This window comes from Labilibaculum manganireducens, from assembly GCF_963665805.2.
GTDB classification, from domain to species: domain Bacteria; phylum Bacteroidota; class Bacteroidia; order Bacteroidales; family Marinifilaceae; genus Labilibaculum; species Labilibaculum manganireducens.
On sequence record NZ_CAXXEE010000003.1, the window covers coordinates 555,961 to 571,066 of the forward strand.

Below are 15,106 nucleotides of genomic sequence, written 5' to 3' on the forward strand. Positions count from 1 at the left end.
GGCTTTCAAAATTAGTCTTTTTTTATCGAGTTGTTTTTGTTGTAAAACAGTATTTTTGGGAAATTTAGTGAAGTTTGACTAAATAAAATGTAAGGTTGAGGTCTGAGTGAATTGGTTCTAAATATTGTTGATCTGTAGTTTTAGATTTTATTTGCTTATGAATTAGTAATAATTTTGCTAATATTGTAATGAATTGTAACAAGTGGTCTCTTTATAATATTAAACTAGCAGCATGACAATGTGGCTTGTGTAGAATGTTTAAATTTTTTGGAACCATCGACTAACTATTTAAATCTAAATTACAAATACTAATGAAAGTTCAAATTGATGCTGTAGATCAGAAGATTCTATCTTACTTGATTAAAAATGCAAGGATTCCATTCTTGGAAATAGCCAGAGAGTGTGGAATTTCTGGTGCAGCAATTCATCAAAGAGTTAAAAAACTGGAAGATGCAGGAATTATTGATGGATCTAGATTTATTGTTAAGCCAAGAGCTTTAGGATATGAGGTGTGTGCCTTTGTTGGTATTTCTCTTGATCATGCACATCAATATAAAATGGTTGTTGAGAAAATTGATGCTATTCCTGAAATAGTAGAATGTCATTTTACCACTGGTAACTTTACATTTTTGGTAAAGATGCTTTGCAGGGATAATCAACATTTGATGGATATTTTAATTAATACACTACAGAATATTCCCGGAATATCAAAAACGGAAACATTTATTTCTCTGGATCAAACAGTTGACCGGGAAATTAAACTATAATAATAATTTATTGAATTATGAGGCTTTCATTATCGGAAGCCTTTTTTTGTATCTATAAATAGTTGTTATCGTTTACCAAATAACTCTCTTTTTTGTATCTTTCGAATTCATTTTACAAAACACTTAAAATACAAAGCAATATGTTTCCAAAAGAAGTATACATTAAAAGACGTAGCCAATTACGTGAAATAATGAAAGACGGAATTGCATTGGTATTAGGTAATCCTGAAGCGCCAATGAATTACGCCGATAATGTTTATCATTATCGTCAGGATAGTACATTTTTGTACTTTTTCGGTATCGATCATCCAGGTTTTGCCGGTGTTTTTGATATCGATAATAATAAAGATTACATTTTTGGTAACGATGTTGATATTGATGATATAATTTGGATGGGACCACAGCCAAGTGTTGCAGATCAGGCAGCACGTTTTGGTGTTGAAAACACAGCTCCGTTTAATGATTTGAAATCTCTTGTTGCTGAAGCAATAAAAGAAGGTCGAAAAATCCATTTTCTACCTGTTTATCGTGCCGAAAATAAAATTTTGATTCATGAAATGTTAGGTACGCCTTTGAATGCAATTAAAGAGAATGTATCGGAGGAATTTGTTAAAGCCATTATTTCACTTCGTGAAATAAAAGATGAGTATGAGATTAAGGAATTGGAGCGTGCTGCTGCAATTGGTTATGAGATTCATACCACAGCAATGAAAATGGCCAAAGATGGAGTTTACGAAAGAGAAATTGCCGGAGAATGCGAAGCCATAGCATTAAGAGCGGGAGGACTGCTCTCATTTCCAGCTATTGTTTCAAGAAGAGGAGAAACCTTACACAATCATGAGCATGGTAATCTGCTTAAAGCTGGAGATTTATTGCTTGTGGATAGTGGTGCTGAAACAGATTCTCATTATGCTTCTGATAATACCCGAACAATTCCTGTAGGAGGAAAATTTAGTCAAAAGCAAAAAGAAATATATGAGATTGTACTGGCTGGAATCAACAAAGGGAATGAGTTGATTCGTCCATGGGTTACTTATCAGAGTATTCATCTGGAGGTTTGTAAAGTACTTGCCAAGGGCTTAAAAGAGGTTGGTTTAATGAAAGGTGATATTGAAGAAGCTGTGAAAGCTGGAGCACATGCCTTATTTATGCCTCATGGGCTTGGGCATATGATGGGATTGGATGTGCACGACATGGAAAATTTCGGTGAGAATTTGGTTGGATACGATGAAAAGGTACAGCGGATTGATCAGTTTGGAACTGCTTATTTGCGTCTTGGAAAAGAGCTAAAGCCAGGTTTTGTAATCACTAATGAGCCGGGGATTTATTTTATTCCGGCACTAATGGACAAATGGAAGCAGGAAGGATTGCATTTGGATTATATCAATTACGATAAAGTTTATGAATATCGTAATTTTGGAGGTATTCGTTTGGAAGATGATGTGTTGGTAACTGAACAAGGAAATCGTTTGATTGGAAAGAGGATTCCAATTAGTATAGAGGAAGTAGAGAAAATAATGCGTTAAATACACGCAGTAGGCATATTTTAAAGGCAGCATTTCTGGAGAATGCTGCCTTTTATTATTATCGTTAATTCGTTTAATTTTACTTAAATTTGCTTTTTTATAATATTCATGTAACAAAAATCATCTTTTATCAGTTTAAACAGATACTTTGCGGAGCTTTTTTAGGCCCACAAGGAAATGATAAATTGATTTAATGAATTGTATTGTTTAAATCTGTTTAAACTATCTGTTTGGGTGGTTTTGTGAGTTGTTTTGATTGATTAATTTATGTTGCTTTTTCAATGTAAAGTGTCTTTCATTGCAAATTAATTTCGTTTTAACTTTGAATCTTAATGACATGAGAAATGGTAAAATTTCTACCCTATTAATGAAAGTATTTAAGTTAGCCTGTATTGGTTTATTGTTTATTTTGCCATTCAGCGGAATGGCTCAGTATGACTATGAGCATTATGTGCCGCCGTTTTATTGTTCTGCTCAGGTGGGAAAACAAGAACTTTTCTTGTCAACCAATTCTGAAAAAGACCTTAAGGTTTTTATTGAAGATGGACAAGGTAATACAGTAGCAGGCCCGTTTACAATTAATCGTAATCAAAGCAAAACTTATGTTTTTAAAACTCCGGGAGGAGCTACGTATAGTTCGCATAATTCGAGTACTTATCCTGATGGGTGTAGTTATTCGTATGGAATTATAGGACCAAAAGAATTAAACAAACCTTTAAACGGAAGGGGTTTAAGAATTTATTCGTATGATGGTCCTTTCTTCGCAAATATAAGGCATGGCTTTAGTAATGGCGGGGAATATGGAGCATTAACGCATGGAGGTTCTCTTTCGGCAAAAGGAGCGTATGCCAAAGGAAAAGATTTTTATTCAGGGCATTTGTATAGCCACACAATTAATTATTCAGATCCTTCGTATAGTGGAGGTTATCCTATTCGAAGCCACTTTATTTCAGTGATGGCTGTTGAAGATGGGCAGACAACCGTTAATTTTTCTGGAATTAAATGTAAGTACATTACAAAATACGATGGTGCAAATGTAGTTTTACAATCAATAGATCCTTCTGATGTTATAACGGGGACACTAAGCAAAGGGCAGAGTTATGTCATTGGGGTAAATTTGCATACTAGTCAATTTAGTGGCGAAACTGCCATGGTGCGAAACGGAATGAATGGGACGCATATTACATCAACTCAAAAAATTGTTGTGAATTGTGGTTCATGGACAGCAGGGGCGAAGCCATCTCAGGATATTGGTTTCGATCAGATTGTTCCGGTGGATCAGGTGCGAGACAAATACATAGTAATGAAAGGAGAAGGAAAGGCTGAGCCAGATCCTACTGCTTATTATGCTGGACAGGAAAGAACTATTGTTGTGGCAACCCAGGCAAATACCGAAGTATGGGTAAATGGAAACAATAAAGGTACACTGGCTGATGCAGGCGATTTTATCATTTTGGATGACATTGTTAATCCTAAAGCACTTCCAACACTTTATATTGATACAAAAGGTAAAGATGTATATGTTTACCAAACCATGTGTGGTACAAGTCAGGACTGGACAAATATTGGACTTAATTTTATTCCTCCTCTTACAGGATTGGGAATTAAGGAGGTTGTGATTCCTCAAGCTAATTACATTACTACCGGTACCGGAGGTCTTATAAATCCAACGGTTACGGTTTTGTCGCAAAAAAATGTAGATGTACAGCGTAATGGAATATCCTTAAGTAATCCTCAGAATGTGCCTGGAACAACAGAATGGGTATATTATAAAGTACCGAATATAAGCGGTGATTGTCGTTTTACAGGGAGTAAGGCTATAAATGTTGCCTGGACAGCGAGTTCCTATACTTTGGGTGCTGCAGGATACTATTCTGGTTTTACAAAGGCAGTATCTCCAATTCATCCTACCTTAAATATAGATAAAGAAATAAGTCTGGTTTGTGAAAGTTATGATGATAATATAAGTGTTGCTCTTGTAGAACCATTCCCAGACTTTTATGAATGGTATGTAAATGATTTTACAGGGGATCCAATTATTGAGAATGGACCGCTGGTTGTGCCAGCTCCGGATGTAGAAACGATCTATTATGTTTTGGGATATTACAGAGATCCAAGTTTGGATATTTTATTTAACGGTGATTTTTCTGATGGTTTTAATGGGTTTGAGTCTGATTACGAAATAGTTACCAGTAATCTTGTTGACCCTGGAAATTTCGCATTGGCATCCACCCCTGTAGCAGAAAATCCTGTTTTAGCTGACTTTGGAGCAATGGACGGAGGAAGAATGTTCTTAGGATATTCGGATAGACAAGGAGAAGTGGTTTATCAGGTGAATGAATTACCTGTAGAAGAAAATTTCAGTTATATTTTTAAGTTGCACGGGCGTTTGGCAAAAGAGAACTCGACTTATAATCAGTCGCTTAAAGTGCTTGTTAACGATGAGGCAATTATTGAAGATTTTAAAATAGACAAATCTACAGAGTGGCAATCGGTTTCAGCTCTTTGGAAACCGGGAACAGCAAGGAAGGCAACAATTAAGATACTTAATCATAATCTTGATACTCAGGATGCTTTTTTTGCTTTGGATAGTATATCATTCGTTCAGGCAGTTCAGGATACTGCAAAATTCATCGCGAAGGTTGTTCCAAATTTCAGTTATGGAAGTGATGGCGATATTGTTCATTTTTGTAAAGGTATACAGAATTCATTGGATGTTTCAAATGGAGATATAACCTGGTACGACTATTCATGGTCTAAAGGTGGTGTCGATTTGGTTGATGGAACAGAATTTAGTGGAGTTAAATCACATGAATTAGTTTTTGTTAATCCTCAGAAATCACAAGAAGGGCAGTATATATGTACTATCGGATTTAAACCGGAATATCAAGACTGTGGAACTTCCGGAGCTACAGTGGATGTTACATTAAATGTATTAGTTGATGAGGAAGCAACAGTAAGTATTGATACAGACAAGACTAGTTTTTGTTCGGGATCAAGTACGATATTAAATGCGTTGGTAACTGGAGATGCTGGAGATGTAAAATGGTATGTTGATGGAGGAACTTCTCCTGTATCATTGGAAAATCCGTACACATTTAATTACCCAACCGGAACCTATACAGTTCGTTGCGAGGTTGAGAATGGTTGTGGGGTTGCATCTGATCAGGTTGTTATTAATGTGTTATCAACACCAGTATTAAATAGTATAACTTCAAATGATGATTTGTGTGTGGGGCAGGATATTGTTTTAACTGCTCTGGCAACAGGTGATGGTGTTTTAACTTATGATTGGAAAAGAGGATCTCAAACACTATCAGAAACAGGAAGTGTATTGAATTATACTGCTTCAATGTTAGATAGAGATGCTACATTTAAAGTTAAAGTAACCAGTGTTTATACAATTGCCGGTGAAACAGTCGAGTGTCCAAATAGTTTGGGGATGGCTGTATTTGATTTGGATATTTATCCATTGGTAGAGTTTGATAAACTACTGCAGGATGCAACGGTTTGTGAAGGGAATAATCATTCATTTAGTGTGGATATGAAATATCCCGGTGATTTTTATACCTATAGTTGGAACAAAGGCGGAGTTGATTTATTGAATAATTTATCTTCTCTTAATTTATCAAGTGTTAAGAATGCTGATGCAGGAAATTATAGGGTAGATGTTACAAATCGATGTAATTCTGGATTTTCGGCCGCAGATTTAATTGTAACCCCTAAAATTAAAGTAAATGGGTTTAGTTTAGACAATACTGGTCCGTTTTGTAATACCACTAGTGTTACAGCAACTTTTGATGTTGATATTAATGGAGCAGTATATATTTATCAGGTAAAGGAGCCTGATGGAACAATTAAAACCATAACTAATCCATATACCTTTACGGTTGATGCAAGCCATCAGGGAATCTGGGAATTTTTTGCTGGAAGTTCTTGTGATGCTCCGGTTTCTTTTAAGCGTACATTAAATATGTTTTCTGATTTTGGGACTCTTTCAGTTGCTGATGTTGGAACTTGTATTGGTGAGAATGTAACCTTTGAAGCTAAAGTATCTACAATACCTACCGCCACTGTTCTTCATTATGTTTGGACGGACAATTTAGGAAATCCAATTGGAACAGATTCTGATAAATTGGAATTGTCGAATGTTCAGGATGCTGACTTTGGAAACTACAAAGTTGTTGTTACCGATCAGTGTGGAAATACGAAAACAGCAACTGCCAATTTAACGAAAGAAGCTGTTACTTCTCCGGCAACAGGAACATCGACTGTTTGTGTCGGCGATAATTTTTCAACGACAATAACTTATTTAGGATCTCCTGTTTTCGAATGGAGATTTGGGGATAAGGATTCAGGCCCAATAGTTGGAACGACAGAAACTTTGAGTTTGACAAATGTTAGTTTGGCGGATGCGGGAGTTTATTATTGTAATGTTACTTTGAGCTGTGGAACTGCGGTTATTCAAAGAGAATTGAAAGTTAATACACATGTTTCCCTTGTTGATCCTTCTGATAAAATAATTAATATTTGTGAGGGTGAAAAACCATTGCTTAGTTTACTTACTACTGAGATTAATGGTAATTCTGCTGATTATTCAATTGTTTGGAAAAACTTTGCCGGTACGAATATAGGAATAGGAACTTCTATTCAACTGGATGCACATACTATTGTTGGTCCATATTTATATACCGCAACTGTTGTTGGAAAGTGTGAAACTCCGATAAAGACATATCGCGTTATTGTACATGCTAAGCCAGTAATAAGTGCTTTAGACAATACTCTGGCAGAGTGCTCCGGATCAGTTAGTTTAGATGTTTCGGCATCGGGAGAACATAAAGGGATTGTATGGTGGAAAGATGGAGCTGTAATTACAGATGGTAATGCTGATCCTGCTGATTTTGTTATTAATCCTGCCACAAGTCCTGCAGATGACGGTGATTACATTGCAAAAATTGAAACAGATTATTGTGGTGATGCACAAGTAACAATTAATCTTGATGTTAGAAATACAATTGTAGTAACTAATCAATCTCCTGCCAATACAGTGGTTTGTGAAAATGTTGCCACTAATTTATTTGTGACTGCAACAGGAGATAATATTGCATACAAATGGTATAAGACAACGGACCCTTCTACTACTTTATCGGATAAATCTAATTTAGATTTAGGAAATATTTTATTCTCTCAGTCAGGACAATATAAATGTGAATTAAGTAATGATTTAAATTGTGGAAATCAGACGCTCACATTTGATGTTCAGGTTAATAAACATGCTGCTGTAACAAATCCTGCAAATGTTGTGATGTGTGAAACAGATGCAGATCCTGTTTTTACAGTCATAGGCACAGGCGAGGCTCCGGTAACTTATCAGTGGTATGATAAAAATAACATTGCAGTAGCTGGTGCAACCAGTAATTCATTAACAGTAACTTCACCCGTTAACGGACAAAGTTATTATTGTGTTGTTTCGGGTAGTACTTGTAATACTGCGACTTCAAATAAAGCAAGCTTAACCATTATTAAAAATGTAGCTGTTACAAACCCTCTGGATCGAACAATTTCAGATGGAGCAAATGTTAGCTTTAGTGTTGTAGCTTCGGGTGAACCATCTTATACTTACAAGTGGTATGAGAATACTGGGTCTGGATGGAATCTCCTTTCAAACGGAGGGAAATATTCAGGTGTTAACTCGGCCAAATTGCAAATAACCGGTGCTGATAAAGCAACTTTTAATGGAAACCAATATCGATGTGAGGTTATTAGTTCTGGAGCGGTTTGTGCTTCATCAGTAACCAGCAATCCTGCAACACTAACGGTTACAGAGGTTACAAAGATTGCTGTTCAACCAACAAACACAACTGTTTGTTTTAATACCAATGCCAGCATTAGTGTTGAAGGTACAACAGCAGGATTAACTTACACCTGGTACTACAAAAAAGGAGCAGGAGCATACGAAACGGCTAACGGTAAAGATGGAATTTCTACTTCAGAAGCTGGATTAGTGTCAACATTAACAATTCCTGCGGATGATTTGGATATCAATAATTGGAAGTTTCAATGTGTTGTAAGTGATGGTGTTAGTGCTGATCAATATTCGAATGAGCTTGTCATAAATGTTTTGGCTGATATTTCAGTTACAACTGTTGATGCAACTTTTACTCCTTGCGTTGGTCAGGCATTTTCAATGTCAGTAACTGCAACGGGTGATAATATCAGATACAAATGGTATAAAGTTGGAGCTGAATCCTCAATTTTATCGACAAATGCTTCCTATAATATGGGTACCATTTCATCAGCTAAGGCAGGAACTTATAAATGTGAAATTTATAATAATGAACATTGTAGTGATGAGGTGAGAACTTTTGTTGTGGATGTGAAGGAATTGCCTGCTGTTACAAATCCTGCTGATGTTACTATGTGTGCAAATGATACAGATCCTGCTTTTACTGTAACGGGAACAGCTGAAGGAATTGTAAACTATGAATGGTATGATAAAGATGATAATCTTGTAGTTGGAGCGACAAGTAATATTTTAACAGTAACAAGTCCGGTTAACGGGCAGAGTTATTATGCTGTTGTATCAGGAGATTATTGCTCAACGGCGAAATCGAATAGTGCAAGCCTAACTGTTTTATCAGAAGTTAGTACAACTAATCCTGTTGATATTACTGTTGCCGATGGTGGTAATGCGAGTTTCAAGGTGACAGCATCCGGAGAACCAATTTATTCTTACCAATGGCAAGAGGATTCTGGTTCTGGATTTACTGATTTATCTGACGGTGCTGAATATTCTGGAACCACATCTTCCCAGTTAAAACTAACAGGAGTCTTAATGACAAATGGATTTGATGGAAACAAGTACAGATGTATTGTTACCAGCTCATCTTGTTCAGGAATAGCTACTAGTTTACCTGCAACTTTGACTCTAAATAATATTATTAAAATAAAAGATCAACCTGTTGATCAGAAGCTTTGTGAAACCAATACAGCTACTTTCACTGTTGAGGGAACGGGTGCTGTTACCAGTTTTATTTGGAAATATGACAAAGGTGCGGGTTTTGTAGATGCCGATGGACAAGACGGTATGACTGTTGTAACAGGAGGAGGAATTTCTACATTGACAGTTGCTAATTCAACAACAGCTATGAATTCCTGGACATTCAAATGTGTATTAAGTGATGGATTGACTGATGATGATACTAATGTTGTTCAGTTGGAAGTTTATGAAGCTATCAACGTAACAACAGCTGTAACTAATAACCTATCAAAATGTGAAGGAGAATCCCTTGTTCTTTCTGTTGCGACAAGTTCTGGCAGCAATATTCAGTATAAGTGGTATGAAAGTACAAGTCCGGGAGTTGTATTATCAACAAGTTCGAGCTACGATTTGGGCAATGTTTCGTTAGCTAATGAGAAAACATATAAATGTGATGTTTATAATGATCTTGCTTGTGGAGACGCTACTATAAGCTATGTGATAGATATTAAGGAAGATGCAACAGTTACTGATCCTACAGATAAAATAATGTGTGCCAGTGATGCCAATCCGGTATTTTCTGTTACAGGAACAGCTGAAGGAACAGTAAATTACGAATGGTTTGATAAAGATGATACTTCAGTTGGAAATACTTCCAGCCTAACGGTTACGACACCGGTTGATGGTCAATCTTACTATTGTGTTGTTTCGGGTGATGCGTGTAATACTGCGACATCCGCAGTTGCAACCTTAACAGTTTACGAAGAAGTTTCGATTGTTGATGATCCTTTGAACAGTACAATTCCTGATGGTGGAAATGCAACATTTACAGTAAAAGCTGCAGGAGAACCTGATTACACTTACCAGTGGCAAGAAGATACTGGTTTGGGATGGAATAGCCTTTCAAATGGAGGGAAATATACCGGAGTTACAAGTGCAACTCTTAGTATTACCGGAGCAGATCAGACAAATTTTAATGGAAATCAATACCGTTGTATTGTTGGAAATACAAAATGTTCTGCAAATGCAACAAGTAATCTGGCAACATTAACGATAACTTCTGTTGTTAAAATATCAGGGCAACCACAGAATATGGAAGCCTGTTTGGGGGGAGCTGTAGATTTTGAAATTACTGGAAAAACTTCAGGTTTGAATTACGATTGGGAATACAGTACAGATGGTATTGTTTATAATACTGTAAGCGGAGTTCCAGAATTAAATGTTGTAACAGATGTTAATGGTTCAAAATTAGAAATAGCAACAACAACTCTTGCAATGAACAGTTGGACTTTCCGATGCATCGTTCGTGATGGTGTGAGTGCTGCTGAAACATCTGGTGTTGCTTCGTTAAATGTTGTTGAACCAGTTAGTTTTGATGCTATTGCTGATGAGAATTTATGCTTTGATGTTGAGAAACAAATCAGTTTGGCTAATCTTTCAGGAACAGAGCCAATCTCATTTTCCTGGATGAAAGGTGCTGCTGAAGTTTCAACCACATCAACAGTAAGTATTGGTGCTTCAGATAATGGAAATTATCAGGTAACTGCTGGTAATGGTGGTGTTTGTCCTGATAAAACAGATAATTTTGTAGTTTATCATTATGACGAACTTACAATTGCTGCTTGGGGTAATTCTTCTCAGGTTTGTATTGGAGATACCGAAGTGTTATCTGTTGGTGTTACAACAATAGATGCAGCTAAGACAGCAAGCTATAATTGGTATAAGGATAATGTGCTAATAGGTACAGATCCAAGCTTCAGCTTGACTGCGACAGATAAAGCGCAAACGGGTATGTACAAAGTTGAAGTTTCAGACGGATGTACTACTAAAACAGTTTCTGGTTATGTAAGTGTTTATGAACCAATTGCAGCAAGTAATACATGGAATGCAGAAACAACCTTGTGTATTGGTGCAGAATTAAAATTGGAGACTAAAGTTATTGGTGATGTTACATCATATGTATGGACTAAAGATGGTGCAGGTTTTGCCGCGAATTCAACTTACGTAAAACCTTCTGTTGATGCTGCTGATGCCGGTACATATATTTGTACTGTCTCTGGAAATTGTGGGGTTGATATCGTATATACAATAAAAGTAAAAACATTGGATGTACCTGAAATTACAACGGGGATAGATGCTATTGCTGCAGTTTGCGAAGGAGAGTCTTTAGTACTCGGACCAATTGTTGTAAGCGGAACTTATGATGATCCTGTTTGGACACTAAATGATAATGTTACTCAAGTAACGACTACTGTTGATCAATTGGATTTAGGAACGGCAGAATTATCTGAAGCGGGAAATTATCTGGTTACTGTTAATAATTTATGTGGTTCGGATGCTTCTTTAGGCAATCAGGTGATCAATCCAATTTTAACTCTTAATCCAATAGCATCCCAAACTGTTTGTGCAGGAAACGACGTTGTGTTTAGAGCAGTTGCAACTGGAGCAAACCTCAATTATCAGTGGTTGGTTGACGACGTTGATCAATTCAATGATTCACCAGAATTAGTACTTGATGCTTCTGTTGTCGTACCTTTCGATTTAAATACATCCAAAACTTATAATGTTGAATGTAAGATTACCAGTACAACAGGTTGTGGTGACGATTCTCAATCAACAACTTTAACTGTTAAACCGAACACTCTACTTCATGCAACACTTAAAAATGTTCCTAAATATGTAGGTGAAAGTTATACAATGACAGTAGACGTAACTGGTGTTGATTTAGTTTTTGAGTGGACTCATGAATTAACAGATGGAACAAAAGTACCTTTGACAGAAACAGGGCCTTCTGTAACTCTTACTAATATTGCGATGGCTGATGCCGGTTATTATACTTGTAAAATTACTGGAGCTTGTGGTCAAAGATTGGCGTCAGGTAAATTAACTGTAAAGGAACCTGTCACTATTGTTTCCGGATTGAATACTTTAGAGGAAAAGTGTGTTGGCGATCCTTTAAGTTTGTCAATATCTGCAACAGGCCAAATCTCATCAGTTAAGTGGTTTAAAAATGATAATCTGATTCCTTCTGAAACAAGTCTGAATTTATACTTTGCTGCACTTGGTTTAGCAGATGCTGCAGTTTATACATGTGAGATTGAAGGCGAAGGAATTTCTGTAATAACTGAGACAACAACAGTACGGGTTTATTCTCAAACAGTTTTAAATACTTCCTTAAGTGATACGACCCTTTGCGAAGGAAGTGTTTTGGATTGGGTTCCTGATATTGATGGAACATCGAGCATGACATTTGAGTGGACGATGGACGGAGTTAACGTATCTGATCAGAAAATACTTCATTACGATCCACTAGCTTTAGGTAACGAAGGCAATTACGAAATTCAGGTTACGAGTATGTGTGGTGATGTTTCTTCAAGTGCGAATTTGGAAGTTATTCAGTTGCCGGTATATGTCTCTTCATCAGTTGGAAAAGCTGTTTGTGAAAATGAGCCATTGGTTGAATTTACAGTTGAATATACAGGAGAACTGCTAAAATATCAGTGGAGAAAAGATGGTATTGATCTTCCTGGAAAAACAAGTGAGACTTTAAGTCTTACAAATATTAAGCTTTCGGATGACGGAGATTATAATTGCAGAGTATATTCTACTTGTGGAGAAGAATTTAGTCCGGTGGTTGCTTTGAATGTAACACCGCAATTGCAGGTTCTGTCAGATCAGGTTGATATGGAAGTTTGTGCTGGTGAAGATGTATTGTTTACAGCAGATGCTGTGGGGAATAATGTAAATTACCAGTGGAAAGTTGATGGAGTTGATGTTGTTGATGTTCCAGGAGTTATTAGCGGAGCAAATACATCATCATTATCGATTGATTCGGCTCAGGTTTCCCATAGTGGTTATTATACTTGCATTTTATCTGATGATTGTACCGATTACCGATCAACGAAACCAACAGAATTAGTTGTTCATGCTCTTCCAAATACTGCGATTTATGGTCGAATGGCACTTTGTGCTAAAGAAGATCGTGTGACTTATGTGCTCAATCAGGTAAATGCTGATGTTTACAGTTGGAATGTTGACGGTGGTATATTTGCCGGTCCTGAAGAAGGAGCAAAAACCAGAGTTACATGGGAGGAACTTTCTCCGGGCAGTCTTTCTGTTTCGATTAGGGATTTGGCAACAGGTTGTCAATCTCGAGTTGATTCTGCAGTTGTATTAAATGCACTTCCAAACGTGAACTTAATAAGCTTAGGCTCTAAAGGAGTTTGTGAAAATGGATTCGTGTTAACCGGAGGTTTCCCTGAAGGTGGAATCTATTGGATTAATGGAATCTCACAAACAGAATTTAATCCTTCTGATCGTGGTGCAGGAACCTATGCGGTACACTATTCTTATACAGATGGAAACGGATGTTCGAATGTGACACCAGTTACTAATTTAACGGTAGATGTTTTACCAGTAGTTGATATTACTGATGATATTACTGTAGGTAGTTGTATTCCGACACCGCTTAGTGCTAAAACAGACGAAGATAATATCCAGTGGTTTAAAATGCAGGATAACAATAGGGTTTTACCGGATAATTTAGATAATCCTAATTCAATGAATCCTACATTTACACCTGGAAAATCGCAGGTATTATTGGCAATGGTTAAGGATGAGCATGGTTGTGAAGGAATTGATTTATTAAACCTTTCAGTAGCTCCTCTTCCTGTTGTAACAACTATTAATGATACAACAGTTAGTCAATGCAATCAGTTGGTTTTGCAAACCGATATCGTTGGAGATCAAGATGTAATTAGTTGGACAAATCCAGATCATTTGGATCATTCGGATATAAGAAGTCCTAAAATTATTGATGCACCTGCAGGAACACATACTTATTCCATTAGTGTAACTGATTTATACGGTTGTGATGCTGCAGGAGAAGTAACTGTTACCATGGTTGCTGATCCAACTTTAGAAGAGGATATGTTTGGCTGTTATGGTGATAAGTTTGAAGTTGATGTAGCGGGTAAGGAGAATCCTGTTTGGAATGATGATGATAGTTCACCGGTAAGAACGATTGACAAGCCAGGAGAATATAAATTGGAAGTTTCCAACGATTATGGTTGTGGTGATGAACAATTGTTCGTAATTAATCCAAAAATGGAGTTAGGACTAAAAGATACATTGGTTTTCGAAGGACAAACAGTGACATTTGCTCCTAATCTTCCTTTGGAGTTTACACCTTACTTTTTTGACTGGCAGGATGGTAGTATCGCTCATAGCATTGAAGTATCGAAAACAGGAATGTATAAATTAAGTGTTTCAGATAATCTAGGTTGTGTTGCTGTCGATTCTGCTTACGTGGAAGTGAAACCTGTTGGAATTGAGTCATCAAATGCATTTCTACCTTTAGCCGATGATGGAACGAATGATAGATTCTTTGTTGGCGATAATGAGAATATGGGAGGAAATGCCGATGAAAGATTCTCAATTATTGAAGAGTTTGAGATGTATGTTTACGATCGTTGGGGAGAATTGCTGTATAAGACTAACGAGCAAGGGTACAAAGGCGGATGGAATGGACAATACAAAGGGAAACTTTGTCCGGCCGGAGCATATGTTTGGGTTGTATTTATAAATGGGGAACTCACCAATAAAGGAACCTTTATGTTGATAAGATAATTTGAAGAAAGTTTTATTTTACGTGTGTTTGAGTTTCTGTTCGCAGAAACTCAAACTGCGTGAAATAACATTCATTACTAATAACGATTTAAGGAATTGGAAATTTGGTTTTGTAATGAAAAAATAAAATAATGCCGGATTTTGTTAACAAAATAAATTTTGGCGCGTATAGTTTGAATTAACCACTAAATGAAAATTCTCCTGGC

At 36.7% G+C, this 15,106-nt stretch carries 3 protein-coding genes; all 3 read left to right on the forward strand.

What is annotated here, in order from left to right:
• Window positions 1-311 precede the first annotated feature (311 nt).
• A complete protein-coding gene (locus ACHZAX_RS02360) occupies window positions 312-767 on the forward strand; it encodes an Lrp/AsnC ligand binding domain-containing protein (protein WP_101311276.1) in 456 nt (151 codons plus the stop codon).
• 140 nt (window positions 768-907) lie between these two features.
• On the forward strand, window positions 908-2,293 hold the full coding sequence (locus tag ACHZAX_RS02365; RefSeq protein WP_101311275.1) for an aminopeptidase P family protein: 1,386 nt from the start codon (window positions 908-910) through the stop codon (window positions 2,291-2,293).
• A 367-nt stretch (window positions 2,294-2,660) separates the two neighbouring features.
• Window positions 2,661-14,900, forward strand: a complete 12,240-nt coding sequence (locus ACHZAX_RS02370) for a T9SS type B sorting domain-containing protein (RefSeq protein WP_320017871.1) — start codon at window positions 2,661-2,663, stop codon at window positions 14,898-14,900.
• Window positions 14,901-15,106 lie beyond the last annotated feature (206 nt).

Excerpts from the sequence above, each read along its gene's own strand:
- ACHZAX_RS02360 (WP_101311276.1), top strand. The coding sequence starts at position 312 with ATGAAAGTTCAAATTGATGCTGTAGATCAGAAGATTCTATCTTACTTG.
- ACHZAX_RS02365 (WP_101311275.1), top strand. The coding sequence starts at position 908 with ATGTTTCCAAAAGAAGTATACATTAAAAGACGTAGCCAATTACGTGAA.
- ACHZAX_RS02370 (WP_320017871.1), top strand. The coding sequence starts at position 2,661 with ATGAAAGTATTTAAGTTAGCCTGTATTGGTTTATTGTTTATTTTGCCA.